The organism is Streptomyces sp. NPDC088252 (assembly GCF_044740965.1).
GTDB lineage: Bacteria > Actinomycetota > Actinomycetes > Streptomycetales > Streptomycetaceae > Streptomyces.
This window is the reverse complement of record NZ_JBIURS010000010.1, coordinates 248,192-274,630: the sequence shown is the minus strand read 5'-3', so window position 1 is coordinate 274,630 and position 26,439 is coordinate 248,192. Positions and strand designations below refer to the sequence as shown.

The 26,439-nt window shown below is 68.6% G+C and carries 27 protein-coding genes, 1 pseudogene and 1 riboswitch; of the genes and pseudogenes, 16 read left to right on the top strand and 12 right to left on the bottom strand.

Annotated features, from left to right (window positions below; genetic code table 11):
* Window positions 1–47: 47 nt before the first annotated feature.
* The gene (locus ACIOHC_RS22545; RefSeq protein ID WP_351074591.1) at window positions 48–209 is read right to left on the bottom strand and encodes a hypothetical protein; all 162 of its coding nucleotides are present in this window, start codon (window positions 207–209) and stop codon (window positions 48–50) included.
* Window positions 210–325: 116 nt separating this feature from the next.
* Between ACIOHC_RS22545 and ACIOHC_RS22540 the strand changes: the two genes are divergently transcribed.
* Window positions 326–955: a TetR family transcriptional regulator gene (locus tag ACIOHC_RS22540; RefSeq protein WP_351074593.1), complete on the top strand. Its 630-nt coding sequence runs from the start codon at window positions 326–328 to the stop codon at window positions 953–955.
* Window positions 956–1,025: 70 nt separating this feature from the next.
* On the opposite strand, the gene ACIOHC_RS22535 is transcribed toward ACIOHC_RS22540, so the two are convergent.
* The 11 genes from ACIOHC_RS22535 to ACIOHC_RS22485 all read right to left on the bottom strand — a co-directional run bounded on the left by ACIOHC_RS22535 (window position 1,026) and on the right by ACIOHC_RS22485 (window position 13,275).
* A complete protein-coding gene (locus tag ACIOHC_RS22535) occupies window positions 1,026–2,015 on the bottom strand; it encodes a YafY family protein (protein ID WP_351074595.1) in 990 nt (329 codons plus the stop codon).
* A gap of 52 nt (window positions 2,016–2,067) precedes the next feature.
* A complete protein-coding gene (locus ACIOHC_RS22530) occupies window positions 2,068–2,934 on the bottom strand; it encodes a thioesterase family protein (RefSeq protein WP_351074597.1) in 867 nt (288 codons plus the stop codon).
* 98 nt (window positions 2,935–3,032) lie between these two features.
* A complete protein-coding gene (locus ACIOHC_RS22525; protein ID WP_351074599.1) occupies window positions 3,033–3,704 on the bottom strand; it encodes a trimeric intracellular cation channel family protein in 672 nt (223 codons plus the stop codon).
* A gap of 18 nt (window positions 3,705–3,722) precedes the next feature.
* Window positions 3,723–5,012, bottom strand: a complete 1,290-nt coding sequence (locus ACIOHC_RS22520; RefSeq protein ID WP_401843746.1) for an ABC transporter ATP-binding protein — start codon at window positions 5,010–5,012, stop codon at window positions 3,723–3,725.
* 35 nt (window positions 5,013–5,047) lie between these two features.
* Entirely contained in the window at window positions 5,048–6,148 is a 1,101-nt protein-coding gene (locus ACIOHC_RS22515; protein ID WP_351074603.1) for an ABC transporter ATP-binding protein, read from the bottom strand.
* Entirely contained in the window at window positions 6,145–7,146 is a 1,002-nt protein-coding gene (locus ACIOHC_RS22510; protein ID WP_351074605.1) for an ABC transporter permease, read from the bottom strand. Before ACIOHC_RS22510 ends, ACIOHC_RS22515 begins: the two co-directional genes overlap by 4 nt.
* Window positions 7,147–7,289: 143 nt before the next feature.
* A complete protein-coding gene (locus ACIOHC_RS22505; protein ID WP_351074607.1) occupies window positions 7,290–9,056 on the bottom strand; it encodes an ABC transporter substrate-binding protein in 1,767 nt (588 codons plus the stop codon).
* Window positions 9,057–9,151: 95 nt separating this feature from the next.
* Complete coding sequence (locus ACIOHC_RS22500) at window positions 9,152–10,156, bottom strand: ABC transporter permease (protein ID WP_365690986.1); 1,005 nt, start codon at window positions 10,154–10,156, stop codon at window positions 9,152–9,154.
* A gap of 662 nt (window positions 10,157–10,818) precedes the next feature.
* The gene (locus ACIOHC_RS22495; protein ID WP_365690987.1) at window positions 10,819–11,601 is read right to left on the bottom strand and encodes an enhanced serine sensitivity protein SseB C-terminal domain-containing protein; all 783 of its coding nucleotides are present in this window, start codon (window positions 11,599–11,601) and stop codon (window positions 10,819–10,821) included.
* Window positions 11,602–11,766: 165 nt separating this feature from the next.
* Window positions 11,767–12,537 carry an enhanced serine sensitivity protein SseB gene (locus ACIOHC_RS22490; RefSeq protein WP_351074611.1) on the bottom strand — a complete coding sequence of 257 codons (771 nt, stop codon included), beginning with the start codon at window positions 12,535–12,537 and terminating at the stop codon, window positions 11,767–11,769.
* A gap of 36 nt (window positions 12,538–12,573) precedes the next feature.
* Window positions 12,574–13,275, bottom strand: a complete 702-nt coding sequence (locus tag ACIOHC_RS22485; RefSeq protein ID WP_401843691.1) for an AAA family ATPase — start codon at window positions 13,273–13,275, stop codon at window positions 12,574–12,576.
* Between the two features lie 157 nt (window positions 13,276–13,432).
* A riboswitch (glycine riboswitch) is annotated at window positions 13,433–13,530 on the top strand.
* Window positions 13,531–13,671: 141 nt separating this feature from the next.
* On the opposite strand from ACIOHC_RS22485, the gene gcvT reads away from it, so the two are divergent.
* The 15 genes and pseudogenes from gcvT to ACIOHC_RS22410 all read left to right on the top strand — a co-directional run bounded on the left by gcvT (window position 13,672) and on the right by ACIOHC_RS22410 (window position 26,425).
* Entirely contained in the window at window positions 13,672–14,787 is a 1,116-nt protein-coding gene (gcvT, locus tag ACIOHC_RS22480) for a glycine cleavage system aminomethyltransferase GcvT (RefSeq protein ID WP_401843688.1), read from the top strand.
* A 91-nt stretch (window positions 14,788–14,878) separates the two neighbouring features.
* A complete protein-coding gene (gene gcvH, locus ACIOHC_RS22475; RefSeq protein ID WP_266748730.1) occupies window positions 14,879–15,256 on the top strand; it encodes a glycine cleavage system protein GcvH in 378 nt (125 codons plus the stop codon).
* A gap of 20 nt (window positions 15,257–15,276) precedes the next feature.
* Window positions 15,277–16,536: a serine hydroxymethyltransferase gene (glyA, locus tag ACIOHC_RS22470; protein ID WP_351074616.1), complete on the top strand. Its 1,260-nt coding sequence runs from the start codon at window positions 15,277–15,279 to the stop codon at window positions 16,534–16,536.
* A gap of 183 nt (window positions 16,537–16,719) precedes the next feature.
* A complete protein-coding gene (locus ACIOHC_RS22465) occupies window positions 16,720–18,102 on the top strand; it encodes an L-serine ammonia-lyase (protein WP_401843685.1) in 1,383 nt (460 codons plus the stop codon).
* Between the two features lie 341 nt (window positions 18,103–18,443).
* A pseudogene (locus ACIOHC_RS22460) lies at window positions 18,444–18,674 on the top strand (Scr1 family TA system antitoxin-like transcriptional regulator); the annotation flags it as partial.
* An 8-nt stretch (window positions 18,675–18,682) separates the two neighbouring features.
* Window positions 18,683–18,919, top strand: a complete 237-nt coding sequence (locus ACIOHC_RS22455; protein ID WP_401843682.1) for a DUF397 domain-containing protein — start codon at window positions 18,683–18,685, stop codon at window positions 18,917–18,919.
* Between the two features lie 134 nt (window positions 18,920–19,053).
* Window positions 19,054–19,590, top strand: coding sequence for a hypothetical protein (locus tag ACIOHC_RS22450; RefSeq protein WP_351074622.1), 537 nt, complete (start codon window positions 19,054–19,056; stop codon window positions 19,588–19,590).
* Window positions 19,591–19,775: 185 nt separating this feature from the next.
* On the top strand, window positions 19,776–20,012 hold the full coding sequence (locus ACIOHC_RS22445; protein WP_389636693.1) for a hypothetical protein: 237 nt from the start codon (window positions 19,776–19,778) through the stop codon (window positions 20,010–20,012).
* 109 nt (window positions 20,013–20,121) lie between these two features.
* Entirely contained in the window at window positions 20,122–20,598 is a 477-nt protein-coding gene (locus ACIOHC_RS22440) for an SUKH-3 domain-containing protein (protein WP_351074625.1), read from the top strand.
* 606 nt (window positions 20,599–21,204) lie between these two features.
* Complete coding sequence (locus tag ACIOHC_RS22435; protein WP_401843678.1) at window positions 21,205–21,588, top strand: hypothetical protein; 384 nt, start codon at window positions 21,205–21,207, stop codon at window positions 21,586–21,588.
* Window positions 21,589–21,938: 350 nt separating this feature from the next.
* The gene (locus ACIOHC_RS22430) at window positions 21,939–22,271 is read left to right on the top strand and encodes a hypothetical protein (protein WP_401843676.1); all 333 of its coding nucleotides are present in this window, start codon (window positions 21,939–21,941) and stop codon (window positions 22,269–22,271) included.
* 21 nt (window positions 22,272–22,292) lie between these two features.
* The gene (locus ACIOHC_RS22425; protein ID WP_351074632.1) at window positions 22,293–22,604 is read left to right on the top strand and encodes a pore-forming ESAT-6 family protein; all 312 of its coding nucleotides are present in this window, start codon (window positions 22,293–22,295) and stop codon (window positions 22,602–22,604) included.
* A 94-nt stretch (window positions 22,605–22,698) separates the two neighbouring features.
* Window positions 22,699–23,076 carry a DUF6507 family protein gene (locus tag ACIOHC_RS22420; protein ID WP_351074634.1) on the top strand — a complete coding sequence of 126 codons (378 nt, stop codon included), beginning with the start codon at window positions 22,699–22,701 and terminating at the stop codon, window positions 23,074–23,076.
* Complete coding sequence (locus ACIOHC_RS22415; RefSeq protein ID WP_401843671.1) at window positions 23,073–25,673, top strand: hypothetical protein; 2,601 nt, start codon at window positions 23,073–23,075, stop codon at window positions 25,671–25,673. The genes ACIOHC_RS22420 and ACIOHC_RS22415 overlap by 4 nt, the downstream gene beginning before the upstream one ends.
* On the top strand, window positions 25,670–26,425 hold the full coding sequence (locus ACIOHC_RS22410) for a hypothetical protein (protein ID WP_351074636.1): 756 nt from the start codon (window positions 25,670–25,672) through the stop codon (window positions 26,423–26,425). Before ACIOHC_RS22415 ends, ACIOHC_RS22410 begins: the two co-directional genes overlap by 4 nt.
* Window positions 26,426–26,439 lie beyond the last annotated feature (14 nt).

Genomic DNA, 26,439 nt, shown 5'->3' with positions numbered 1-26,439 from the left:
GGCATTCGGCAACCGGAAGGGAATGCGGGGGCAATGCGGACAGACGGTCACCGGGGCCCGCGCTGCGCCCCCCGCCACTCCCGTACGGCGAAGATCAGCAACCAGCAGCCGATCATGGCGGCGAGCGCGAAGGTGAGCGGGAGCGGAATCTGGACCACCGCTCCGAGTACGACTCCGAGCAGGAGCAGGGCGGCGACGAGGACGACCATGTTCAGCCTTTCTGCGGGCTCTCCACGAGCACTTGAGAGTACGACTGTTCACTGACCACTCAGTCTAGACCGCTTCCTCCTTCCCCACCCCGGAGAACAGTTGTTTACTGAATGGCATGAGTCACACCGTCGGCATCCGCCGGACCCAGAAGCTGAGGACCCGCCAGGCGCTCCTGGACGCCGCGCTCGGACTCCTGGAGCACCAGAGCCTCAGCAGCCTGGGACTGCGCGAGGTGACCCGGGCCGCGGGACTCACACCCACCGCCTTCTACCGGCACTTCGACGACACCGCCCGACTCGGCGTGGCACTCGTCGAGGAGACACTGGGCAGCCTGCACGGGGTGATCGGCGCGACACTCGCCGAGACCGGCGACAGCGAGGAGCGGCTGGAGCGCGGCGTGGAGCTGATCACACGTCATGTACGTGAGCAGCCGGCCCACTTCCGCTTCATCGCCCGTGAGCAGCACGGCGGCGTGGGCCCGGTCCGCGAGGCCATAGCGGCCCAACTGCGAGGCTTCGCCGAGGAGGTGGCCGCGGCACTCGCCGAGGAGCCGCAGTCCCGGGGCTGGAGCGACGAGGACCTGCTGATGCTGGGCGGCCTGTACGTCGACCACATGGTGATCACGGCCTCGGCCCTGCTGGACGCGGGGCCGGGCGGCGAGCAGCGGGTGGCGGAGGTGGCCCGCCGCCGGCTGAGACTCGTCACCCGCGGCAGGCTGCACTGGCTGGACGACGCGGACATCTGAGGCCCGCCCGGAACCGGTCCGCCGGACCCGCCGGGGTGCGCACGCAATCCCATCGGCCCCGCGCGCGACCTCATCCGCCCTCCGCGTCCGGCCCGCGGCCCGCTTCTCCGTACAGCGCCACGACCGCCGCCGCGTGACGGGCGAGCACGGTCCGCGCCTCCGGCGGGGAGAGCACTTCGAGGTTCGGGCCGAAGGAGAGCAGGGAGCGGGCCCACTCCACCGAGTCGACGGCCAGCTCGGCCCGCACCCACTCCCCCTCCTCCTCGGGCCGCGGCTCCCCGATCAGCGCCCCGGCGTGCAGGCGTACGAACAGATCGAGCCGGGAACGGTGCACACGCACCCGCAGCCGTACGCCGCCGGGCCGCTCCTCGACCTGCTTGCGCAACGCGTCCCACAGCTCCGCGAGCTCCACCCCGGGCCGGCGCACGACCGCGTCGTCGGTGGGGGCGGCCCGTCGCACCCGGTCCGCCCTGAAGAGCTGCGGCACCCCGTCGCGGTCCGCGACCAGGTACCAGACGCCCGCCTTCACGACGAGGCCGTACGGATCGACGGTGTAGGCACGCGGGGTCCGCGTACCGCTGTGCCGGTAGTCCAGCCGCAACCGTCGGTCGGCGAACACGGCCTCGTGCAGTTCGGCGACATCCACGACCGGGCGCGGGCCGCTCATCCAGCGCACCGGGTCGACCAGGATGCGTCTGCTGGTCAGTTCGGCGGCGGGCCGGTGCGGCGCGGGCAGGGCGGCCATCACCTTGCGCAGCGCGGACCCGAGCGCGGCGTCGAGGCCGAGCGCGGCATGGGCGCCCTGCGCGGCGAGGACGAACAGGGCGCGCGCCTCGTCGGCGGTGAGCCCGGTGACGTCCGTACGGAACCCCGGCAGCAGCGCGATGCCGCCGTGCCGGCCCCGCTCGGCGTAGACGGGGACACCGGCGGCCGAGAGTGCCTCGATGTCGCGGTAGATGGTGCGCACGGAGACTTCGAGGCGCTCGGCGAGCTCACCGGCGGGCACGCGGCCGCGGGTCTGGAGCAGCAGGAGGATCGAGAGCAGCCGGTCGGATTTCACGCCACTAGCTTCCTCCGCGGCCGCGCTCGCCGGTGCGCCGCACCCGTACGGGCTACGCGCGGGGTGCCCGCGCCAGTTGGCGGGACTGGGCCACCAGCCGGTCCGCGCTGTCCCAGACGTCCGCGTCCTCCTCCAGGTAACCGCCCGCCAGGTTGCGGGTGGTGATGGAGACACGCAGCGGGCCGGGGGCGGGGCGGCAGCGGATGTGGGTGGTGAGTTCGACGGTCGGCGTCCAGCCCTTGAGGCCCAGCTCGAACGAGGTGGGGGGCAGTGCGTCGACGGTCAGCAGCAGCGAGAGCGGGTCGGCGTCGCGGCCGTCCGCGAGACCGAACCAGCCGCGCATCTCGCCCTTGCCCGAGGGGGCGCCGACGGCCCAGCCGACCGTCGCCGGGTCGAGCTTGATGTCGAGCCGCTCGGTGATGGCGGAGCTGCCGGGGATCGGGGCCGGACCGTCGGCCGGGCCGAGGCAGTGCGCCGGCGGCGGGATGGCCGGCGGCTTCGCCGAGGTGCGCACCTCGTCGGACAGCGTGCCCAGATCACCGTAGGTGGCGATCACCCGGATGCGCTCGACCTCGGTGCCGTCCTGCGCGTACTGGAAGAGGGAGGCCTGGCCGGTGGAGAGGGTGCGGCCGGTGCGGACCGTCTGGGTGCGGATCACCGCGGGCCCCGGGACGGAGGCGGTGAGGTAGTGCGCGGAGACCGAGAAGGGGTCCGGGTGCGGCAGGGCCTCGCCCAGCGCACGGCCGAGCATGGCGAGCAGGTAGCCGCCGTTGACCGCGTGGATGATCGTCCATCCGGCGGAGAGCTCGGCGTCGTAGACGCCTTCTCCTCGAAGGGTGACGGCGGTGTCGCGGTCGAACTCGCTGTCGCCGATGGTCGCCTGCGCGGTCCGCGCGACCTGCTCTGCTGCGTGTGCCATGCGAGGCACCGTACACCGATATTATTACTGAGCGGTAGCTTTTTTGTGGCCGGAAGATGTCGGCGGCGCGCGTCGTCGACCGGCCCGCGAGAGCCGTGTCAGGTGGTCGCGGGTCCCTCCTCGGCCGTCGCCGACCGCCGGTTGTAGGCGCGCGGTGCCCGCCAGTGGAAGCGCATCGCGAGCAGCCGCAGCAGGAACGCCAGGATCACCGCGGTGCCGCTGGTGAAGGCGTTGAGCACGCCGAAGCGGATGCACAGCACGATCATCGTGGCGCCGACGATCGCGGGCACCGCGTACAGGTCGCGGTCCCAGCGCAACAGCGAAGGCACCTCGTTGGCCAGCACGTCGCGCAGCACACCGCCGCCGACCGCGGTGGCCAGCCCCAGGGCCGCCGACGCCGTGAGGCCGAGACCGTAGGCGTACGCCTTGACCGTGCCCGTGACGCAGAACAGCCCGAGACCGGCCGCGTCGAAGACGTTGACGCCGACCTGGATCCGTTCGACGTGCGGATGCAGGAAGAACACCAGGCCGGCGGCGAGGAGCGGGGTGGTGAAGTAGCCGAGGTCCGTGAAGGCCGCAGGCGGGACCGCACCGATGACGATGTCACGGAACAGCCCCCCGCCCAGCGCGGTCACCTCGGCAAGCACCGCGATGCCGAAGACATCGAAGTTCTTGCGTACGGCGAGCAGTGCGCCGGAGATCGCGAAGACGAAGATCCCGGCGATGTCGAGCGCATGCTGGACGGAGGGCGTGAACAGTTCATTGAGCACCGGGCAATTGTGCCGGTACTACTCCTTCGGACCGCCCTCCGGCGTATCGGACGATCCGGTGCCGCCGTCCGGGGCGGCTTCCTCGGCCTCCTCGGCCTCGGGCTTCCGCGCCGCGGCTGACTCCGGATCCTCCGCCGTGGCGGCCTGCGGCTCCGCCGCCGTGACGGCCTTGGCCTCCTGCGCCCCGTCCGGCTCCGGCGGCCCCGTCGTGACGATCTCGATCGCCTCGCGCGCCGCCGCCGTCACCGTCTCACCGGGCACCTGGTCGGGCGCGTTCTCCGGGTGGTGGCAGGCCACCTGGTGTCCGGTCTTCAGCGCGACCAGCGGCGGCTCCTGCGTCTTGCAGACCTCCGTGGCCTTCCAGCACCGGGTGTGGAATCGGCAGCCGCTGGGCGGCGAGATCGGCGACGGCACGTCGCCCTTCAGCAGGATGCGCTCGCTCTTGGCCGAACGGCGCTTCGGGTCCGGAATCGGAACCGCCGAGAGCAGCGCCTTGGTGTACGGGTGCATCGGCGCCTTGTAGAGCGACTCGCGGTCGGCCAGCTCCACGATCTTGCCGAGGTACATCACCGCGATCCGGTCCGAGACGTGCCGGACGACCGACAGGTCATGGGCGATGATCACGTACGTGAGACCCAGCTCGGTCTGGAGGTCGTCGAGCAGGTTCACGACCTGGGCCTGGATGGAGACGTCCAGCGCCGAGACCGGCTCGTCCGCCACGACCAGCTTGGGGTTGAGCGCGAGCGCTCGCGCGATCCCGATGCGCTGGCGCTGGCCGCCGGAGAACTCGTGCGGATAGCGGTTGTAGTGCTCGGGGTTGAGGCCCACGACCTCCAGCAGCCGTTGCACCTCCTTCCTCACGCCGCCCTCGGGCGTGACGCCCTGCAGCTTGAAGGGGGCGCCCACGATCGTGCCGATCGTGTGCCGGGGGTTCAGCGAGGAGTACGGGTCCTGGAAGATCATCTGCATGTCGCGGCGCATCGGGCGCATGGCACCGACGCCGAGGTGCGTGATGTCCCTCCCCTCGAACTCGATCTTCCCCGCGGTGGGTTCGAGCAGCCGGGTGATCAGCCGGCCCATCGTCGACTTTCCGCAGCCGGACTCCCCGACCACGCCCAGGGTCTCTCCCGAGCGCACCTCGAAGTCGATCCCGTCGACCGCCTTCACGGCACCGGCGTTGCGCTGCAGCATCCCCTTCTTGAGAGGGAAGTGCTTCTGCAGCCCGGTCACCTTGAGCAGCACCTCGCGGGAGGCGGCGTCCTCGGCCGCCGCGCCGCTCCCTGCAGACCTCTGCGCCGGAACGTCCACGCCCTTGTCCTCGCTCGTCACGGCCTTGTCCTCGCTCACAGCTTGGGCGCAATCTCTTCGGTCCAGATACGCTCCCGCTGCTCCTGCGACATGTGGCAGGCCGCCCAGTGCCGGCTGCCGACCTCCTGCAGCTCGGGCCGAACGGTGCGGGTCACGTCGTCCTTGGGTACGTCCGCGTACGGACAGCGCGGGTTGAAGGCGCAGCCCGAGGGGATGTTGATGAGCGACGGCGGGGACCCCTTGACCGGGATGAGCCGGTCGGTCTGGTCGCGGTCGAGGCGCGGCATCGAGCCCAGCAGACCCCAGGTGTAGGGGTGCCGGGGCTCGTAGAACACCTTCTCGGCCGGTCCGCGCTCCACGCAGCGCCCGCCGTACATCACCAGGAGGTCGTCGGCGAGCTCCGCCACGACCCCCAGGTCGTGGGTGATGATGATGACCGCGGAGCCGAACTCCTTCTGCAGGTCCCTGATCAGGTCGAGGATCTGCGCCTGGACGGTCACGTCGAGCGCGGTCGTCGGTTCGTCGGCGATCAGCAGCTCGGGGTTGTTGACCAGCGACATGGCGATCATCGCGCGCTGGCGCATCCCGCCGGAGAACTCGTGCGGGTAGCTGTCGACACGCTTGTCGGGCTGCGGGATGCCGACCCGGTCGAGCATCTCGATCGCACGCTTGCGGGCGGTCTTCTTGTCCACGTCGTGGTGGACCCGGTACGCCTCCACGATCTGCTTGCCGATCGTGTAGTACGGGTGCAGCGCGGAGAGCGGGTCCTGGAAGATCATGGCCATGTCCCGGCCGCGCAGCCTGCGCACCTCGTCCGGGTCCGCGGACAGCAGTTCCTTGCCGTCCAGCCAGATCTCGCCGGAGACCTGCGCCTTGCGCTTTCCGTACTGGCCCGTGGTGTGCAGGCCCATGATGCCCAGCGACGTGACGGACTTGCCGGAGCCGGACTCGCCGACGATGCCGAGGGTCTTGCCCTTCTCCAGCTGGAAGTTGAGCCCGTCGACGGACTTGACCAGGCCGTCGTCGGTCGGGAAGTGCACCTTGAGGTCGCGCACTTCGAGGAAGGCGGTGGGAGCGGGCGAGCCGGCCGGGGCGGGTTCGCCCAGCGCGGCACCGCTCTTGTGCAGTTCGGTCATCCCAGCCTCACTCGCGGGTCGATGACGGCGTACAGAATGTCGACGACGAGGTTGGCGACGGCGATCGCGAGAGCCGCGAACAGGGTGACGCCGAGAATCACCGGCAGGTCCTTGCTGCTGATGGCCTGGACCGCCGCGAGCCCGAGCCCCGGCAGGTTGAACGTGGACTCGGTGAGGACGGCGCCACCGAGGAGCACGCCGATGTCGAGGCCGAAGACGGTGAGGATCGGGGTCATCGCCGAACGCAGGGCGTGCCGGGTGATGACGGTGCCCTCGCCCAGACCCTTGGCACGGGCGGTACGGATGTAGTCCTCGCCGAGCACTTCGAGCATGGTGGCTCTGGTGAGCCGGGCGTACATCGCGGCGTTCAGGAAGGCGAGCACGATCCACGGCAGGACCAGTGTCTGGAACCAGGTGCCGATGCCGTCGTCCGTGGAGAGGTTGTCGGCGATGTGCACCCAGCCGAGGTTGTGCACGAACAGGCCCATCGCGACCATGCCGGTGAAGAAGATCGGCAGGGAGACGCCGCCGAGGGCGGTGGTCATCGCGGCACGGTCCCAGATGCTGCCGCGCCGCAGCGCGGACACGACACCGGTGGCGACCCCGCCGAGGAGCCACAGGACGCAGGCGCCGGCGGCGAGCGCGCCGGTGACGGGCAGGGCGTCCTTGAGCGTGGTCCAGACCGGTACCTCGGTGCGGAAGGAGTACCCGAAGCAGGGTGCGGCGCAGTGGGTGACGTCGTCACCGTTGGCGTAGTCGCGCCCCAGCGGGATGCCCTTGACGAAGTCCCAGAACTGGACGAGAAGGGGGTCGTCGAGACCCAGTTTGACCCGGATGCCTGCGAGCTGCTCGGCACCCGTGGCCTTGCCTGCGAACAGGACGGCGACGTCCTGACCCGCCCACTTGGGCAGCATGAAGAAGATGGTGAAGGTCGCGAGCAGTACGACGAGCACCATGATGACTACGGCGAACAGGCGCCGGATGAGATAAGCAAGCACTGTGCGCGGCCCGGCGGTGGCCGGGGCCCTTTATGGGAGCTCCCGGCCACGGCCACGGCCATCACCTGCCCTTCGGACTGGCGGGTTTCGGCGGCGGTGGTGCAGTCAACCAGGTCGACTGCAAATGCTGTTGACTACAGCGACTACTTGACGACGCCGAGCGAGACGTAGTCGTAACGGCCGCTGTAGGCGTCGGACATGTAGACGTTGGTCAGTCGATCGCCGCGCCAGGTGATGTTCTTCTCGTAGAGGAAAGGCATCCAATCGGCCTGGTCGAGGATTCGCTTGTCGAGAGCCTTGTAGATCTCGCCGGCCTTGTCCGGGTCGGTCTCCGCGATCGCGTTGTCGAAGAGCTTGTCGATCTGCGGGTCCTTGATCTGCGACTCGTTGTAGTTACCGGTCTCCGACAGGAACCGGCTGTCCCACAGCGGCTGTCCGAAGCCCTGGCCGGACGGGAAGTCCGGACCCCAGCCGCTCATCGTCATGCCGTAGCCGCGCTTCTTCACGACGGTCGGCGAGCCGGTGATGCTGGAGGTCTCGGCACCGTCCAGCGCATCGACCTCGACCTGGATGCCTACCTTCTTGAGCTGTGCCTGCAGAGCCTCGGCCGCGTCGACCTCGCCCGGGTTGTTCGTACGAGCGGTGATCTTCGTGGCGAAGCCACTCGGCTGACCACACTGCTTCAGCTCATCCTTTGCCTTGGCCTCGTCCGGCTTGCCCTTGCGCGCGAGGACGCCGTACGGGTCGTAGTCGCTGTGACCCTTGATGGAGACCGGAAGCGTGCTGTTGGCGATCTCACCACCGGCGATCTCACCACCACGGGTCTGCTGAAGGCTCGCGAAGTTCGTGGCGTAGAAGACGGCCTTGCGGCAGTGGACGTTGTCCAGCGGCTTCGCCGTGTGGACCAGCGCGACATAGCGGACGAAGGCCGTCTGCATGTTGTCGACGCTGCCCTTGTGGTCCTGGACGGCGGTGACGCGGCCGGACTGGGTCATCCCGGTGCCGTTGAGGTCGACGTCGTAGTCCCCCTCCATCAGCTTCTTGTCGTTCTCTTCCTTGTTGGCGGAGAACGTCACGGTGATCTTGTCCGGCAGCGCAGGGCGCAGCGGGTCCGAGGACTTCTGCCACTTGTCGTTACGGACGAGCACGATGCTCTTGCCCGCCTGGTACGTCTCGAACTTGTACGGGCCCGAGGAGAACGGCCGCTGGGTGTACTTCGCCTTGGTGTCCTTCGACGCCTTCACGGGCGTGCCGGACGGCATGGCGAGGAACTGCTCGAAGTCACCGTTGGGCTTGGGCAGCTTGAAGACGATGGTGCTGTCATCGGGCGTCTCGATCGCCTTCAGACCGAGCCTGTCCGGGGACGAGTCCTTGTAGGGGCCCTTGTACTCGCCCTTCGGGTCCAGCGTCTGCTTCAGATACTGCGGGCCACCGGTGATGGTGTCCGTCGCCCAGATGCGCTCGATGCCGTACTTGACGTCCTTGGAAGTCAGCTTGGAGCCGTCCTCCCAAGTGAGGCCGTCCCGCAGCTTGTACGTGTACGTCTTGCCGCCGTCGGTGATCTCACCGGGGCCGGTGGCGAGGTCGCCGACCAGCTTGGTGGAAGCGGCGCCCGGCTTGGTGTCGTACGTGACCAGCTGGCGGGTGTAGAAGCGCATGAAGTCCCACACCATGCCGTAGTAGGCACGCTGGGGGTCGGCGGAGTCGAGGTCCTGCTTGGCGATCATCTTCAGCGTTCCACCCTTTTTGGTGGACGCGTTGGCGACCTTGTTGAACGCCGCGTTGAAGCCGGCACCCTTCGACTTGCTGTCGCCGCCGTTGCCGCCGCCGCACGCCGTGGTGGTCATCAGCGCCGCGACCACGAGGGCCGCACCAGCGGTGAGCCGTCGTTTCGAGGTAACTGTGGGCATTTTCTCGCAACCTCCGAGATCGCGGTCCCAGGCCATTGCTTGCCGGAGAACCATGGGAAGAGCCACCTGACAGTGCGGCAGGGGCAAGTCGTGGACTATCGGGTCCCCTTGGGATCCAGGGCGTCGCGCAGCCCGTCCCCGAAGAGGTTGAAGGCCAACACGGTGATGAAGATCGTCACACCGGGGAAAACCATGAACATCGGGTCGTGCTCGTACGTCTCCAGGGCGTCCCGCAGCATTCCGCCCCAGGAGGCGGTGGGCGGCCGCACACCGGCACCGAGGAAGCTGAGGGCCGCTTCGGTGAGGATGTTCGTGGGGATCATGAGCGTCGCGTAGACGGTGATCGGCGCCACCAGGTTCGGTAGCAGTTCACGGAAGAGGATGTGCACTCTCCCGCCACCGAGGCTGCGCGCCGCCTCCACGTATTCGCGTTCACGCAGCGAAAGTGTCTGCCCCCTGACGATGCGTCCCACATAGGGCCATCCGAAGAAGCCGATGACGGCGACCAGTACGGCGACGCGCACCCCGGTGCCGGTGAGCCCCAGCAGATCGTCGGGGAGGACCGAGACGAGGGAGATGATGAACAGCAGCTGCGGGAAGGACAGCAACACGTCCATCACCCGGCTGATCAGAGCGTCCACCCAGCCACCGAAGTAGCCGGCGACGATGCCGAAGAATGTGCCGAGCGCCACGGCGACCAGGGCCGCCAGGAACGCCACCATCATCGAGATCCGGGCGCCATAGACGATGCGGCTGAAGACGTCGCGCCCCTTGTTGGGCTCGACACCGAAGAGGAAGTCGCCGCTCATGCCGCCGAGCCCGTCCTTGGGCAGGTTCGTCAGCGGGTCCAGCATCTCCTGATGGAAGTCGTTCGGCGGGTGCCCCAACAGGCCCACGATCAGGGGCGCGAAGACGGCCACAACAATCAGGACGAGGACAACGATGCCACCCGACAGCGCAACCTTGTCCTGCTTGAGGCGGTTCCAGGCAATCTGCTTGAGGGAGCGCCCCTCGACCTTCTTCGTCCCGGAGTCGACTGCGGGACCGCCGGTCGCGATCGGGTCCGCTTCCGTGGTCGGCTCGTGCAGTGGTGCCGTCATCGTGGCAAGGACCCCTCTCAACCGGCGGTGGCCGGGCCGAACTGGCCGCTGTGGCGGCGCGATCAGTCAGTCGTACGCAGAGGCGGCAAGACGCCCTTGCTGCGGGAGTCTTCATTGCCGCCGCGACAGGTAGCCATAGCGTCAGGCGAATGGATGCCTAACCGTGATGCGGTCAGGGGTGTTCCGTTATCCGGACGGATGTGAACGCCCCTCGAACACGGGCCAGTTGAGGCGGAAGAGGGGCACGCACGCAGATTCGCACCGCTTTCACCACCAGACGTCCCCAGCGCGGAAATCCCGGACATGGAGAGCGAGATGCACCGGGAAGCCGTGAACACGCACCCGCATTTCGGGAGTTGAACCTCTATGGGTATGTCCCGGGAATCAGGAACGTACACCTGCATTCCGGGCACACCGGGCTCACGCGGTCGCATCACGGGCGCTCGGCGCCTTCGGGGGCATCCACGGGTGCCCGGAACTTCCGGACGCCCGGAACCCTGGTCCGCATCCACGGGCACCGGGAACGGCCGACGCGCCTACGGACGCCGGGAACGCACGGTGCGCCGACAAGCACCAGCGCCGGGAACGGCCGGTGCGCCACGGACACCGGGTACGGCCGGCCGCGCACCCCTACCGGTACGCGCGACTGCGACGGCCCGCGCTCAGTACGCGCCCTGCGGCGGCGGATAGCCGTAGCCCGCCACCGGGGCCGCCGGGGCATGGGCCTCGCGGTCGTAGAACGGACGGGCGTTGGCGCGCAGCCACATCGCGACCGGGTCGTACTCGTCGGACATCGCGACGGTGGAGACGGGCAGCCCGTCCGGGACCGCGCCGATCGACTGCTGCATCATCGCGCGCACCGCGTCGACCGAGGTCTGGCTCGTGTCGTACAGGTCGAGGCCGATGGCGAGATAGGGGACGCCGAGCGCGGGCTGCACCCAGGCGCGGCGCAGCGAGCGGATCGCGGGGGTGTGGTGGGCGTTCTGCGCGAGCAGCGCGTAGAACTGCGGGATCTCGATGGCCGGCTCGGTGAGCCGGAGGGGGCCCGCGGGCATCCGGTCGAGGCCGGTGGCGATCCGGCGCAGATCCAGCCAGGGGATGCCGATCCCGCCGCCCGGGGCGTGCGGATTGAGCCAGATGCCCCAGCGGTCGGGGAAGAGGGCACGGGCGATGTCGCGCCCGCCGACCAGTTCATGGGCCCGGTTCCAGCCACTGGCCGAGAGCTCCTGGGCGGAGGTCACACAGGGGGCGTAGCCGAGACCGTCGATCTCCATGTTTCCGTACTGGGCGTCGGGCGAGCCCGCCTGGCCGTGCCAGAGGAGCATCCAGATCCGGCCGTTCACCAGGGCCTGCAGCAGCGCCTCGTACGCGTCGTAGCGTCCCGGCGTCACTTGGCGCAGCATGTGCTCGACCTGCCCGGCCGCTGCGGTGCCTGACGCACTCACCTGGTCCCGCCCCTCTTCGATCCACTGTGTCGGCCCGCCGCCCCGGGGCACACGGGTGCGGCATGGTGTCTGGGCACCAGCCATCAAACCAGCTTATGCGTCGGTCCTGACACCGACTTGACGCCATGGACCGACGTGGCAGGCGGCTCCGGAGCCGTCGGCGTGCTACCGGGTCTCGCGCCGATAGAACGGCCGGACCTTCTCCCGTATCCAGTCGCCGACCGGGTCCTGTGCCACGTCGAGCAGGACCAGGTTGACCGGCCAGGGCACCTCGACCCGGCCCAGCGCACGGCCGAGGGCGTCCATCGGGGCGTTGCGTCCGGCGCCCTCCCAGGTGGAGAACTCGACCCCTATGAAGAGGACGGGCTCGCCGCCCTCGATGCTGGCCAGCGTCCGGCGGGCGGTGAGCACGACGCCGCTCTCCTCGAATTCGCCGGCCGCCGCGGCGAGGAAGTCGACGGGCTCCTCCTGCCAGGACGGTTCGTACAGCCGGACCCGGCCGCCGCTGGCCGGCCCGTCCAGCGGGGTGCGTCCGGCGCGGCAGAGCTCGGCCACGGCGGGCGGCGGCAGCGGCATCCCGACGGCGCCGCCCGGATTCACCGCGATACCGAGCTGCGGGGGCAGGCCGCGGGCGAAGTCGCGGGCGGGCGCGACGGTGAAGGACATATGGGTGCCGACGCAGGCGAGGAACTGCTGTTCGGAGCTGAACACGGGAACGAACGCGGCGCCGTCGATCTCCAGCGTCGGCAGGTCCAGGTCCGGGGAGTCGGGTCCGCCGCCATTGGGCAGGGGCACCCAGACCTGGCTGCGCCCGAGCACCTCGACGAGCCGTCCGCCCGCCTCCGGGCTGCCGACCGAGGCCATCAGCACCTCTTCGAGCTCATTGGCCGGCCATCCGCTCTGCGGATGGGACTGGACCTGCGCCGGAATGTCCACTGCTTCCCCTTCTTGCCCGAGCCTTCCCGCAGAAGATTAACGTCCGGCCGCCCGCCTCTTCGGTGCCGTGGCGAACGTGATCCGGGCCAGCGCCCCCGCCGCCTCGCGGTCCAGCAGCACCGCCGAGGCGCAGCCGGGCGGCAGCAGGCCGCTCTCGGCGCCCCGCAGCAGCTTCCCCACCGCCCTGCGATGCCGGGCGAACGCGTATCCGGAGACACCCCGTCCGCGCTCCCGCTGGCCCTCCTTCGCCGTCTGCGGCGTGACGTCGAGCAGGACGAGATGGAGGACGCGGCCCCGGCGCCGGGCGTCACGGGCCAGCCAGCCGCGCACCCACGCCTGGGTTCCGCAGTCGTGGACGACGACGGACTCGCCGGAGCGCAGCGCCCGCCACAGTCCCCGGTAGTGGGCGGCGCGGACCAGCGGGCGGTAGAGGGCGTACGGGAGTAAGCGGGGCATCACCCGGGCCCAGCGGTCCCGGGTGTCCTGGGAGTCGATGGCGCGGGCCGTCGTCACCGTCCGCCGGATGAGCGTCGATTTGCCGCTGCCGGGCAGTCCGGAGACCACCACCACGTCGCCCGCCGCGAAGTGCAGGCTGCGCGGGCCACGCCCGGCCCGCGCCCGCAGGTCGCGTACGACGGGCGTGCGTGGGTCGAGCGTCTCGCCGGCCGGGATCCCCGGCTGTGCGGGCATCGCGTCGTGCGCGACTCCCGCGGTTGTCGCGTACCGCTGCAACGTCATCGCCCTCCCCCTGTCGGGTCACCCGCGTATGCCTCTGAAGTGTAAAGAAAAGGTAATGCGACACAACCGTCCACGCCGTCGATTCCGAAGGGGGACCGGGGCCCCACTCCAACGGAATGCGTGCGATGATGACCCGGCCAACTACATAAAGGCCGCTTGAATCCGCGCGGGAGAGTTCCGGTCACTGCATGTGCCGGGCGCCGAAGGAGCAAGTTCCTCCCTTGAATCTCTCAGGCCCCGTACCGCGTGGATGAGGCAGATCTGAAAAGCGGGCCGCTCCGCGGCTCCACCCAAGGTGCAAGCCGAACCCCTCAGGGGGCTCTCGGCGAACCTCTCAGGTTCCGATGACAGATGGGGAGGGATTGTCCTCGTCGTCATGCCCCGGGAGTCACATCCATGAGCACCGCCCCCCGTCTCACCGCCCTCGATGCCCTGCACCGTTCGCTGGGCGCGACCATGACCGACTTCGCGGGCTGGGACATGCCCCTGCGGTACGCCAGTGAGCGCGACGAGCACAACGCGGTGCGCACCAGGGCCGGTCTCTTCGACCTGTCCCACATGGGCGAGATCACCGTCACCGGCTCCGAGGCCGCGGCCTTCCTGAACTTCGCGCTGGTCGGCAACATCGGCACCGTCGCCGTGGGCCGCGCCCGCTACACCATGATCTGCGCCGAGGACGGCGGCATCCTGGACGACCTGATCGTCTACCGCCTCGGTGACGACGAGTACATGGTCGTCGCCAACGCCGGGAACGCCCAGATCGTGCTGGACGCGCTGACCGCGCGGGCCGACGGCTTCGACGCCGCGGTGCGCGACGACCGCGACGCGTACGCACTGCTCGCCGTCCAGGGCCCGGAGTCCCCCGCCATCCTGGCCTCGGTCACCGACGCAGACCTGGACGGGCTGAAGTACTACGCCGGTCTGCCCGGCACGGTCGCCGGTGTGCCCGCGCTGATCGCCCGCACCGGCTACACCGGCGAGGACGGCTTCGAGCTGTTCGTCGCCCCCGAGCACGCCGAGCAGCTGTGGAAGGCCCTCACCGAGGCCGGCGCCTCCCACGGCCTGATCCCGTGCGGGCTCTCCTGCCGCGACACGCTGCGCCTGGAGGCGGGCATGCCGCTCTACGGGCACGAGCTGACCACCGAGCTGACCCCCTTCGACGCCGGCCTCGGCCGGGTCGTGAAGTTCGAGAAGGAGGGCGACTTCGTCGGCCGCGAGGCCCTGACGGCCGCCGCCGAGCGCGCCGAGACCGCCCCGCCCCGCAAGCTGGTCGGGCTGATCGCCGAGGGCCGCCGGGTGCCGCGCGCCGGTTTTTCCGTGGTCGCCGGGGGCGAGATCATCGGCGAGGTCACCTCGGGCGCTCCGTCGCCCACCCTGGGCAAGCCGATCGCCATCGCGTACGTGGACGCCGCGCACGCCACGCCCGGCACCACGGGCGTCGGGGTGGACATCCGGGGCAGCCACGAGCCGTACGAAGTCGTGGCGCTGCCCTTCTACAAGCGTCAGAAGTGACGTCCGCGCACCTCGGAAGTGACGCATTCCCGTCTCACACCGTAAGACCACCGTTCATCAGCACTCCCACGCGTACAGGAGAATTCAGGTCATGAGCAACCCCCAGCAGCTGCGTTACAGCAAGGAGCACGAGTGGCTGTCGGCCGTCGAGGACGGTGTGGCGACGATCGGCATCACCGAGTTCGCCGCCAACGCGCTCGGCGATGTCGTCTACGCCCAGCTCCCCGAGGTCGGTGACACGGTGACCGCGGGCGAGACCTGCGGCGAGCTGGAGTCGACCAAGTCGGTGAGCGACCTGTACTCGCCGGTGACCGGTGAGGTCACCGCCGCGAACCAGGACGTCGTGGACGACCCGTCGCTGGTGAACTCCGCTCCCTTCGAAGGCGGCTGGCTGTTCAAGGTACGTGTGGCGGAGGAGCCGAAGGACCTGCTCTCCGCCGACGAGTACACCGAGTTCTCCGGCAACTAAAGACCCCAAGGGACCACCTGATGTCGCTTCTCAACTCCTCCCTCCACGAGCTGGACCCGGACGTCGCCGCCGCCGTCGACGCCGAGCTCCACCGTCAGCAGTCCACCCTCGAAATGATCGCCTCGGAGAATTTCGCTCCGGTCGCGGTCATGGAGGCCCAGGGCTCCGTCCTCACCAACAAGTACGCCGAGGGCTACCCCGGCCGCCGCTACTACGGCGGCTGTGAGCACGTCGACGTCGTCGAGCAGATCGCCATCGACCGCATCAAGGCGCTGTTCGGCGCCGAGGCCGCGAACGTCCAGCCGCACTCCGGTGCGCAGGCCAACGCCGCCGCGATGTTCGCGCTGCTGAAGCCGGGCGACACGATCATGGGCCTGAACCTGGCCCACGGTGGTCACCTGACGCACGGCATGAAGATCAACTTCTCCGGCAAGCTCTACAACGTGGTCCCGTACCACGTCGACGAGAGCGGCGTCGTGGACATGGCCGAGGTCGAGCGTCTGGCCAAGGAGTCCAAGCCGAAGCTGATCGTCGCCGGTTGGTCCGCGTACCCGCGTCAGCTGGACTTCGCCGCCTTCCGCCGCATCGCGGACGAGGTCGGCGCGTACCTCATGGTCGACATGGCGCACTTCGCCGGCCTGGTGGCCGCGGGTCTGCACCCCAACCCGGTGCCGCACGCCCACGTCGTCACGACCACCACGCACAAGACCCTCGGCGGTCCGCGCGGTGGCGTCATCCTGTCGACGCAGGAGCTCGCCAAGAAGATCAACTCGGCGGTCTTCCCGGGCCAGCAGGGCGGTCCGCTGGAGCACGTGATCGCGGCCAAGGCGGTCTCGTTCAAGGTCGCGGCGACCGAGGAGTTCAAGGAGCGCCAGCAGCGCACCCTGGACGGCGCCCGCATCCTCGCCGAGCGGCTGGTCCAGCCGGACGTCACCGAGGTCGGTGTCTCCGTGCTGTCCGGCGGTACGGACGTCCACCTGGTCCTCGTCGACCTGCGCAACTCCGAGCTGGACGGCCAGCAGGCCGAGGACCGGCTGCACGAGCTGGGCATCACGGTCAACCGGAACGCCATCCCGAACGACCCGCGGCCGCCGATGGTCACCTCGGGTCTGCGGATCGGTACGCCCGCCCTGGCCACCCGCGGTTTCCAGGCCGAGGACTTCACCGAGGTCGCCGAGATCATCGCCTCCGCGCTCAAGCCGTCCTACGACGCGGACAGCCTGAAGGCCCGTGTCGTCGCGCTGGCCGAGAAGTTCCCGCTGTACCCCGGTCTGAAGTAGTCCGGGACGCGGCTCGTCCCGAGTAATACGGGACACAGTTCGTCACCTTTCGGGCGGGGCACCACGCACACTGGTCAGTGAGCGCGGTGCCCCATCCCTTGTCCCCGCTGCTCTTCGGGCCGACCGGTCCGTACCGCACCACCCGGCAGACAACGGCGTCTACCAACCCCTTAGGAGTCACCCGTGGCCATCTCGGTCTTCGACCTGTTCTCGATCGGCATCGGCCCGTCCAGCTCCCATACGGTCGGCCCGATGCGCGCCGCCCGCATGTTCGCGCGCCGGCTGAAGAACGAGGGCCTGATCGCCCACACCGTCTCGATACGGGCCGAGCTGTACGGCTCCCTCGGCGCGACCGGTCACGGCCACGGCACCCCCAAGGCCGTCCTGCTCGGCCTGGAGGGCGAGTCGCCCCGCACCGTCGACGTGGAATCCGCCGACGACCGGGTCGAGAGGATCCGCACCACCGGCCGGATCAATCTGCTCGGCATGCACGAGATCGACTTCGACGCCGACGAGCAGCTCGTCCTGCACCGCCGCAAGGCCCTGCCGTACCACGCCAACGGCATGACGATCTTCGCCTTCGACCGGGACGGCTCGACGCTGCTGGTGAAGACCTACTACTCGGTCGGCGGCGGCTTCGTGGTCGACGAGGACGCGGTGGGCGAGGACCGGATCGTTCTCGACGACACCGTGCTGAAGTACCCCTTCCGCACCGGCGACGAACTGCTGCGGCTCTCGAAGGACACCGGCCTGTCCATCTCCTCGCTGATGCTGGAGAACGAGAAGGCCTGGCGCACCGAGAACGAGATCCGCTCGGGGCTGCTGGACATCTGGCACGTCATGCAGGCCTGCGTCGCGCGCGGCATGTCCCGCGAGGGCATCCTGCCCGGCGGTCTCAAGGTCCGCCGCCGTGCCGCGACCACAGCGCGACAGCTGCGTGCCGAGGGCGATCCGCAGACCCATGCGATGGAGTGGATCACCCTCTACGCGATGGCGGTCAACGAGGAGAACGCGGCGGGCGGACGCGTCGTCACCGCACCCACCAACGGCGCCGCGGGCATCATCCCGGCCGTGCTGCACTACTACATGAACTTCGCGGCGGGCGGTGCCACCGAGGCGGAGAAGGAGGACGGCGTCGTCCGCTTCCTCCTGGCCGCCGGAGCCATCGGCATGCTCTTCAAGGAGAACGCCTCCATCTCCGGTGCCGAGGTCGGCTGCCAGGGCGAGGTCGGCTCCGCCTGCTCCATGGCCGCGGGCGCCCTCGCCGAGGTTCTGGGCGGTACCCCCGAGCAGGTCGAGAACGCCGCCGAGATCGGCATGGAACACAACCTCGGGCTGACCTGCGACCCGGTCGGCGGTCTCGTCCAGATCCCGTGCATCGAGCGCAACGGCATGGCCGCGGTCAAGGCCGTCACGGCGGCGAAGATGGCGCTGCGCGGCGACGGCAGCCACAAGGTCTCCCTGGACAAGGTCATCAAGACCATGAAGGAGACGGGCGCGGACATGAGCGTGAAGTACAAGGAGACGGCCCGGGGCGGGCTCGCGGTGAACATCATCGAGTGCTGAGCGACAGCATCGGTGCCCGGTCGGCCGCCGAAAAACGGAACCGGGACCGGTGACCCTCGCGCCCGGTTCCTTCCGGCCATCGGTGACCCTCGTGCCCGGCGTCGGACGGCGTCGAGCTCGACCTCCTCGTAGACCCGCTGCCACCAGGTGGCGACGTCGTCCCTGAAGGCGGCCGGGTCCTGGCCGCGGAGCCCGTCCCTGATCTTCGTTCCGAAGGCGACCCGGGCGGCTTCGGCCGGGTCGTCCTCCTCCTCGGGGTCGTCCGGCTCCAGTTCGCCGAAGTCGTCCAGGTGCTCGCTGCGGTGGTCCCACGCCGCCAAGTCGCGGCTGTGCGACACCAGGCGTGGCGGGAGCAGGTGGAGTATCTGGCCGAGGCCTCGGACCGCCCCGGCATCACCCTCCACGTACTGCCGTTCAGCGCCGGTCCGCACGGCCTGATGAGCACCGATGCGATGTTCCTGCGGCTGCCGGACGGTCGGACGGTGGCCTGCACCGAGAACGACGTACACGGTGAACTGATCAAGGAAGCAAGCAGGGTTGAACGTGTGCAGCGCAGACATGATGCGGCGCGTGCATCGAGGTGGGCGACGGCTTCCCCGCTGTCGTGCCCGTACGTGACAGCAAGAACTCGGGCGGCCCCGCGCTCATCTTCGAGTCGGCCGCCTGGTCGTCGTTCGTGACCGCCGCCAAGGGCGGGGAGTTCACCGTCCGAGCCATGCGACAGCATTCGCGCGACCGGCCCTCGCCAAGCGGCGTGGGCCGTTGTCGTGCCGGAGCGCAAGCGTTCCACAACTCAACTACGAAGCAGAGTGATTGACGTCCCGTCATGACGGTTTCGGCGTAACCTGACGAACCCGTGAGCCGGTCCGCGCGGGCTTCGCGGTCTGCGGGTGAGTGGATCCTCCGGCAGCGGGCAGTGTGGGAGATGTCCACGATCCGGGAGGGGGCCCGATGAGGCGTACAGAAGTGGCCAGACAGCTGGGCGGATTCGTACGGGAGCACCGCACCGACGGCGCGAAACGCCTGCGGCAGGCGGGCATCTGGCTGGTGGTCGGAGCGGCGGGCACAGCCGTCGGGCTGCCGGTGGCGATCGCGTCGGTGGGCACCGTCCACGGGGCTCCGAAGCTGGCGGGGCTGCTGCTCGGGGTCGGCCTGGTGGGGTGGGGGCTGGGGATCTGGCGCCTGGTGCAGGCGTTCCGTACCCGGGAACAGTCCTTCGACATCCATGAACGGGGGTTCACCCACCGCGTGGCGGGCGGTGCCATCGTCATCCCCTGGGAGGACGTGGCGCTGGTGAGCGCTTCCGGCGGCGACGGCCGTGCGCTCGCCGATGCCCGCGGCATGGGCTCCACGTGCGAGATACGACTGCGCAGCGGACGCCGGATCCGCGTGGACGCCTTCACCGAGGACATGCGGGAGCTGGCCACGGTGGTCCATCGCGCGGTTCATCTCGGAGAGTTCCCCCAGGGACGGGGCCGGGGCCGCTGACCGGCACTGCCGGAGGCCCACACGGCGAGGAGTGCGGCTGCGACGCCAAGCGCTCCTGATAGCCTCAGCAAGGGGCATTCCGTTTCGCCCCCTGTTTTGTTTTATCTACACCTTTCCCCTTTATGCTTTTTCCCTCCCTCTCCCCCTCCCTCCCCCTCCTTCTCCGCCGATCCGGGACGTGAGCGATGTCTGAGAACCCAAGTATCTGGGAAGTGCGGCTGGGTGTCTACGCCACTCAGCAGCAGGCCGAAGAGGTCGAGGAACGCATCGCCAGGCTGCTGTGCCCGGACCCGGACCACGCGCCGCCGTGCCCCATTCCGTGGTCGGCGTCCGTTCGCCACGTGCCGGGGCAGCCAGGGGAGAACGACTCCTACGCGGAGCTGATCGAACAGGCGGAGGCGGAGAAGCATCCCTGCCCGTAGCTGCCCGAACGACCCCAGGCGGCTCCGGACAGTCCTCCGGAGTGGTCCGGAGTGGTCCGGAGTGGTCCCAGGCACTCGTGATGCGTCGGCTCACGGAACCGAACGGACAATGACCTCTGAACAGTTGGCTCCCGAGGTACGCGACTGGCTCATCACAAACGGCTGGTCCCCGGGCCGCGACATCAAGGAGCGCGCAGACGAGCTCATTCAAGTGCGGGTACAGGACGCCCAGCGACAAGGATTCACCCTGACTCCGGCACCCGCCGCGGTGCACGTCATCCACACGTTCGGCCTGCTGCACCTTACCCATCCCACGGCGCAGCACATCGCCTGGATCATGGAACCGACCCTCGGGTACGAGGGCGATGCGAAAATCATCCAAGAACTGGCATTCGGACTGGGCACAGAACTTTTCCCTATTGGTTACGAGTCGTCCGAGTATGGAATTCTCTTGGTCGACGAAAGGGAACGCTTCTTCCACCTCCACCACACAGGCGGGTACTATTTGGGAGAAAACGCGGCGGATGCTTTCTCCCGATTCCTGATCGGCGCACCCGATCCTGACGCGGAGGATTTCTTTGCCTGAGCAGAATCCCTGCCGTGGCCTCTTCCCCGCTGATCGGCGGCCAGCGCGACGCAGCTCACGCCTCCCCGACAGAGACGTGACGCTCCGTCCCGGCCTGTGGCAGGTCAGGACGGCGGACGAATCGGGCCGTACGCCGGGGCCTCTGGCGGGCAGGGCCTCGGCAGAGTGGAACTATGTCTGCTTCGATGATGGTTCATCCGATGTGTGCGAGGGATGGGGAACGGGCGCGGAGATGCCCGTGATGCCGCCGTCCGAGTGTGCTCGGGGTGGCTTGACCCGTCATGGTTGATCTTCATGCCCTGCCCTCTGCCCCGCTCACCGTGGCGGCCGGCCAGGCGGCCTGCGCCGCACTGGATGTCGCAGCCAACGCCGCCACCGCCGCCGACTTGGTCCGCCGTGCCGGCGACCAGGGCGCCGATCTGCTGGTTCTGCCCGCCGAACCGCACTGCGGATACTGCGCGCGCATCCGAACTCGGAGTCCCCGTGACGGCCCCGACCAACACGGTCGGCGTGAACACCGACCGCGGCCCCGGCGAGACCCCGCAGATCTTTGGTGGAGGATGCCGGCGAACGCTCCTTCCCAGGGCCCTTAGCAGAGGATCTCCCATGCAGATCGCCGACTTCTTCCAGGAACTCTGGGCACCCTCGTTCGGAACTCCGAGGGGAAGTGTGCGGGACTTCCTTGCGCCGGCCTCTTACGAAGATGCCCAGCAGATCACTGAGTATCTGCTCGGAGGACACAGGATCTTCAGCGTCATGGGCTCCTCCGAAGACGTGCTCGGCTCCGGCAAGACCGTGCTCGGCGGCGACTCAATCTTCTCCGACGGAGACTGGATCTGGAGGGCAGACCTCTGGTTCTACGTCCGGACACACCGAGTAGAACTCCCCGAAGAATTCCTCGCACGGATCAGGCAGCACGACTATCTGGTGCCCGCCGAGAACGAGACCCAGATGATGGAGATCGCCAAATACGTCGATGTGAATCTCTGAGCAGCCGACCCGACCGGCTTCGTCCAGCCGGCCCCGCTCTTCAACGGCGAAGAGGCTCATCGGATCCTGATGACCCACCGGGTCCGCAGGTGGTCGGCCCGCCCCTCACGATCGTGCGCACGGAGCGAAGAGCGGCCGGAGGTCCTCGGGAGCCCCGTCACGCCGGGAGAACTCCTGTGCTTCGCGACCGGTGACAAGTGCGCCACGTTCGCACCTCCTTGCCCGCGCCTGTTCTTCGACGGCTGTGTCACAGCCTGTCCACAGCCACGAGGTACTCGATTGCTTCAGCACAGTGGAGTTGATAGGGATGGGGGGCACATTTGTTTGCTCAGGTTCGGCAGGGGGACTGGATGAAGTTCGACATGGGGGCCCAGGTTCTGACGACTCTGTCGTCGAAGTCGCGTGGGTCGAGTGATGATCTGGGTACGTTGATTCGTCAGTTGGTGCAGGCGGCGGCGCCGTTGGAGGGGAAGTTCAACGGTGCGGGGCGTGTGGCCTTCGATTCGTTCAAGAGCCGTTCGGACGAGATCACGGCTGCGTTGAACGGTTCGCTGTCGGCTCTCCTCGGTGGTCAGTCGGGGATGGAGCAGGCGTTCGGTTCGGGTGATCAGGAGCAGGGTGACAACGCGCGGCAGCATATGTCGGCGGCGAATTTCGATGCGGCGCGCTTCGGCGGCCGTTGATCACGGGGGGTTGGGTTTCTGATGGCTGGTGACGGTGACCGTCGTTCGTACGACACGGGCGCGTCGGCTGATGCGCAGGGCAACATCCAGGTGGTGATCGCGCGTCTGGAGGAAGTGATCGCCGCGCGGGACGCGCAGGTGAAGGCGGCGATGGCGGACTTCGCGGCCGATGGTGTGGCGGATGAGTACCACGGCAAGGAACTGCGGTGGAACCGCTCCTCGCAGGAGGTCAAGAACATCATCCAGCTGCTGAAGACGACGCTGGAGAAGAACGACGGCACGGCGCAGCACACGATCACTCGCGCGAAGGCCGCGGTCGACAACATCGGCTGAGTCGTTCCTGGTAGACGTCCGATTGGTTCGGCAGGCAGTTCACGGGGGTGTACTGGTGACTGGGTGGGATCTGAAGCCGCAGGGTATTTCGGGTGTGCTGAAGACGACGGGTGAGGTCTCGTCGAAGTTGCAGACGTATGCGACGTCGTACGGGGATCATCTGTCGTCGGCGGCGTCGAGTGCGGGCACGATCACCGCCGAGGGCGGCGGCGGTGGTGGCGGCGGTGGTGGCGGCAAGAACGGTGAGAAGGCCGTGGGCGGTCTTGTCGCACTGGCCCTGTCGCAGTTCGCGGAGCACACGACACCGGATCTGAAGTTCGTCGCGGCGCGGGCGGGCAAGTCGTTGCAGGGCGCGGTCGATGCGACCACCGCGTATCTGAACGGTGATCTCGACATGGCCGCCGAAGCGCAGCGCAAGGCACTCGGTGCGGTGGATCTGGATCCGAAGAAGCCCGGGGTGCAGTCCAGGTGATCAAGCCCGAAGCGATTCCGCAGTACACCGGCAATCTGGAACAGCTGGAGAAGGACCATGCCGGTCTGAAGACCGACGCCGGGCACATCCGGGACACCGGTTCGTCCGTCCACACCCATTTCCAGGGCCTGTCCGCTTACTACAAGGCCCCCGAGGCCGAGCAGCTGTTCGCGTCGACGAAACCGGTCAAGGACCGTGCCGACGGCTTCGCGGACGATCTGGAGAAGGTCGCCTCCTCGTTGTCCGACTACGCGACGGAGATCCGCCCGCTGGTCACGAAGCTGGAACAGCTGAAGGCGGACGCGACGAAGTTCGTGAACGCGAACAAGGACGACGACGACTGGGAGTACGACGAGGACAAGGTCGACGAGCACAACCAGCTCCGCGACGACATCACCGCGACGGTCGCCGCGTTCTGGGCGGCGGAGCGCACCTGCCACAACAAGATCACCGCCCTGATCCCCGGCGGGGTCCAGATGGTCGCGGGCGACGGATCCGAACGCAAGGACCAGTACGGGTTCAACGCCGACGACCTGAAGAACGCCAAACTCCCCTGGGGCGACCCGGTCGAGGAGAAGCACCATGTCTGGGAGGTCGGACACTGGGTCAAGTCGTTCGTCTGGGACGGACTGATCGTCGACGGGGTATGGGGCACCATCAAGGGCCTGGGCACCCTCGTCGGGTTCGGTGGCTGGGACGCCATGGGCCAGGCCTGGAAGGGACTGGCCCAGCTCGCCACCGGCCTCGTCATCACCGCGGTCCCCGGCGCCGGGACCCTGTTCTGGGCACTGCCCGACGACAAACTCCCCTCCTGGCTGCGTGACTCACGCACCGCGATGAAGGAGACCGGCAAGGCCCTGGTCGCCTGGGACGAGTGGGGCAAGAACCCCGGCCGGGCCGCCGGAGCCGTCACCTTCAACGTCCTGACCACCGTCTTCACCGGCGGCGCCGGCGGCGCCGCCGCAGGAGCCGGCAAAGCGGGTGCCGTCGCCAAAGCACTCTCCGTCGCGGGCAAGGCCGGCAAGGTCATCGACCCCATGACCTACATCGCCAAGGGCACAGGCGCCGGCCTCTCCAAGATCGGCGACATCACCAAAGGCCTCAAAGGCATCAGCAACATCGAAATCCCCAAACTCCCCGACGACGCGATCACCCTGCCCGAGGGCTCCTTCAAGCTCCCCGACGGCACCGTGCACCTCCCCGAGGGCGCGGCGATTCCCGAGGGCGGGGTCAAACTCCCCGACGGGAACATCAAGTTCCCCGACGACGCCCCCCTCCTGCCCGAGAACACCACCAAACTCCCCACCCACACCAACGTCCCCGTCCAGTACTTCGACCACGACGGCAACCTCCTCAACGAGCACGGCGACATCGTCCAGAGAGTCGAGGACGCGCCCAAGGAGGGCTCCCCCAACGTCCCGCACACGGACGGCACGGACCCCGCCACCCCTCACACCAACACCACGGACCCCGCCACCCCCGACGCCCAGGGCAGGGAACCGGCCCTGGTCGGCGTCGGCGCCCACACCGCGGACAATGTCGCGCACGTCGGCGCGAACGCGGGCGACAACGTCATCCACGTCGGCAGCGACCTCACCGACCCCGCCCACCTCGCCGACAACCTGCCCGGCACCCACAACCCGGCCGACAGCCTCCCCACCGGCCACGTGGGCGACAACCTGCCTCACGGCGAAGTCGGCAACCACCTCCCCGGTGGCCACGCCGACGACCTCGGACACGGCCCCACCGCCGGACACGAACCGCCCAACACTCACACCGGCGGCCACGGCGACGGCCCCAGCAGCCACGACACCGGCGGACACGGCAGCAGCGGACATGATGGACCTGGCAACCACGGCGACGGACCGGGCACCGGCGGCGACCACGTCCCGGACGGCTCCGGCGGCCACGGCGACGGGCCGGGCTTGCCCGAGGAACACGTCAACAGCCTCGACCACCCACCGTCGGAACCGTTGTCCGCGGTCAGGCCGGACGGCGCACGCTACGTCGATGAGCCCACCGCACACGCGGGGCAGGTTTACGACGAGATCCGGGCCACCCCCGACTCGGTGGACATTCCGGAGATCTCCAGGCACACCGGCATCGACGAATCCGTACTGAAACGGGTCAAGACACACCTGTTCCGTACCGAGCACGTGGTCGTCGCGGACAAGGGTGTCGCCCGGGAAGGGCTTTTCACCCCGCGCGATGACATCGGCGATCTCTGGAAGGCAGCTGGACAGCGTAGCCTGGACGCAGACGAGGCGCTCAAACTCCAGCGCCTTATTGCTCATGAATACATGGAAAGTCACCTCATGGAAGCGGGGCTCCCCTACGTCTTCGACCGCCCGCAGTCATGGGAGGTCGACATGGTGAACGGTGTCCCCGACGGCCATTACCGGGCCTGGCCCGAGAGCTGGGTGGACGCGGGAGCTCACGAACTCACGGTGAGCGAGCGCAAGGGCGGGTTCGCGCAGTGGGAAGGGCTCGGGCTCGATGCGCCGAAGATTGAGCTGGCGCCCGACCTCTCGAACATCAACGAGGTGATGGAGGCTGCCTTCCAGGAGCTCCGTTCGAAGGGACTGGACCTGAAATGACCGATGAATCGACGCTCGCCCTGCTGGAAAGGGTGCGTGCAGCCGACTGGTCCGGCGACTGGGATCACGCCTTCGAGCACGCGCAGTCCCGCCGCCTGCTGATGCACGAGTACCTTCGACGGTCTGCTCTGTGGGCGCAGGCATACGGCGCCGAGGGCGACTGGCCCTTCTTCGACGTCACTCAATACATCGACAAGGAGTTCCGGCTTCCACCGGCACTTGCCACAGAGCTCGACGAGTGCCTCAAGAAGGTCGCGTACAGCGCCCGGAAGACCTGCGGGGCGGCCGTACGACTTGCGGAGCTCCGCGCGCGGGGCGACATCGCGACGCCCGACCTGCCCGACCTCTACGAGCCCCTGATCCTCTTCTACGAGCGGGGCGGCGAGTTCCTTCAGGACGGGGCCGGATTTCTCGACCTGACCGGTGTGTCCATCAAGCCCCGCGGCCTTCGCCATCACCTCGTGGACCTGCCCTTCCTCACACTTGACAGGCGCACGCTGGACGCCCTGGACACCAAGGGACGGATCTCCTACCACGCGCCGGCCGACCGTTCGGGGCTCGTCGTGCGACGGCGCCTGCTCAAGGCCGGAGAGCAGCGCGACGAGGTCTTCACACAGGACTTGCGCTGGGAGCCTACGGACCTGCTCCGGCTCTCCGACGAGAAGAAGACCGATGCCGTTTACACGCAGATCGGCGACATCGAAGCGGCCGAGCTCATCCAGTCGGCCGTCCTCGGCGCCTCCCGCCCCTGACGCGTCGCGTCTCG

Bases quoted from the DNA above. Each gene is read 5' to 3' on its own strand.
- ACIOHC_RS22545 (WP_351074591.1), bottom strand. From the start codon at position 209: ATGGTCGTCCTCGTCGCCGCCCTGCTCCTGCTCGGAGTCGTACTCGGA.
- ACIOHC_RS22540 (WP_351074593.1), top strand. From the start codon at position 326: ATGAGTCACACCGTCGGCATCCGCCGGACCCAGAAGCTGAGGACCCGC.
- ACIOHC_RS22530 (WP_351074597.1), bottom strand. From the start codon at position 2,934: ATGGCACACGCAGCAGAGCAGGTCGCGCGGACCGCGCAGGCGACCATC.
- ACIOHC_RS22515 (WP_351074603.1), bottom strand. From the start codon at position 6,148: ATGACCGAACTGCACAAGAGCGGTGCCGCGCTGGGCGAACCCGCCCCG.
- ACIOHC_RS22505 (WP_351074607.1), bottom strand. From the start codon at position 9,056: ATGCCCACAGTTACCTCGAAACGACGGCTCACCGCTGGTGCGGCCCTC.
- ACIOHC_RS22500 (WP_365690986.1), bottom strand. From the start codon at position 10,156: ATGACGGCACCACTGCACGAGCCGACCACGGAAGCGGACCCGATCGCG.
- ACIOHC_RS22485 (WP_401843691.1), bottom strand. From the start codon at position 13,275: ATGACGTTGCAGCGGTACGCGACAACCGCGGGAGTCGCGCACGACGCG.
- gcvT (WP_401843688.1), top strand. From the start codon at position 13,672: ATGAGCACCGCCCCCCGTCTCACCGCCCTCGATGCCCTGCACCGTTCG.
- gcvH (WP_266748730.1), top strand. From the start codon at position 14,879: ATGAGCAACCCCCAGCAGCTGCGTTACAGCAAGGAGCACGAGTGGCTG.
- glyA (WP_351074616.1), top strand. From the start codon at position 15,277: ATGTCGCTTCTCAACTCCTCCCTCCACGAGCTGGACCCGGACGTCGCC.
- ACIOHC_RS22450 (WP_351074622.1), top strand. From the start codon at position 19,054: ATGAGGCGTACAGAAGTGGCCAGACAGCTGGGCGGATTCGTACGGGAG.
- ACIOHC_RS22445 (WP_389636693.1), top strand. From the start codon at position 19,776: ATGTCTGAGAACCCAAGTATCTGGGAAGTGCGGCTGGGTGTCTACGCC.
- ACIOHC_RS22440 (WP_351074625.1), top strand. From the start codon at position 20,122: ATGACCTCTGAACAGTTGGCTCCCGAGGTACGCGACTGGCTCATCACA.
- ACIOHC_RS22435 (WP_401843678.1), top strand. From the start codon at position 21,205: ATGCAGATCGCCGACTTCTTCCAGGAACTCTGGGCACCCTCGTTCGGA.
- ACIOHC_RS22430 (WP_401843676.1), top strand. From the start codon at position 21,939: ATGAAGTTCGACATGGGGGCCCAGGTTCTGACGACTCTGTCGTCGAAG.
- ACIOHC_RS22425 (WP_351074632.1), top strand. From the start codon at position 22,293: ATGGCTGGTGACGGTGACCGTCGTTCGTACGACACGGGCGCGTCGGCT.
- ACIOHC_RS22410 (WP_351074636.1), top strand. From the start codon at position 25,670: ATGACCGATGAATCGACGCTCGCCCTGCTGGAAAGGGTGCGTGCAGCC.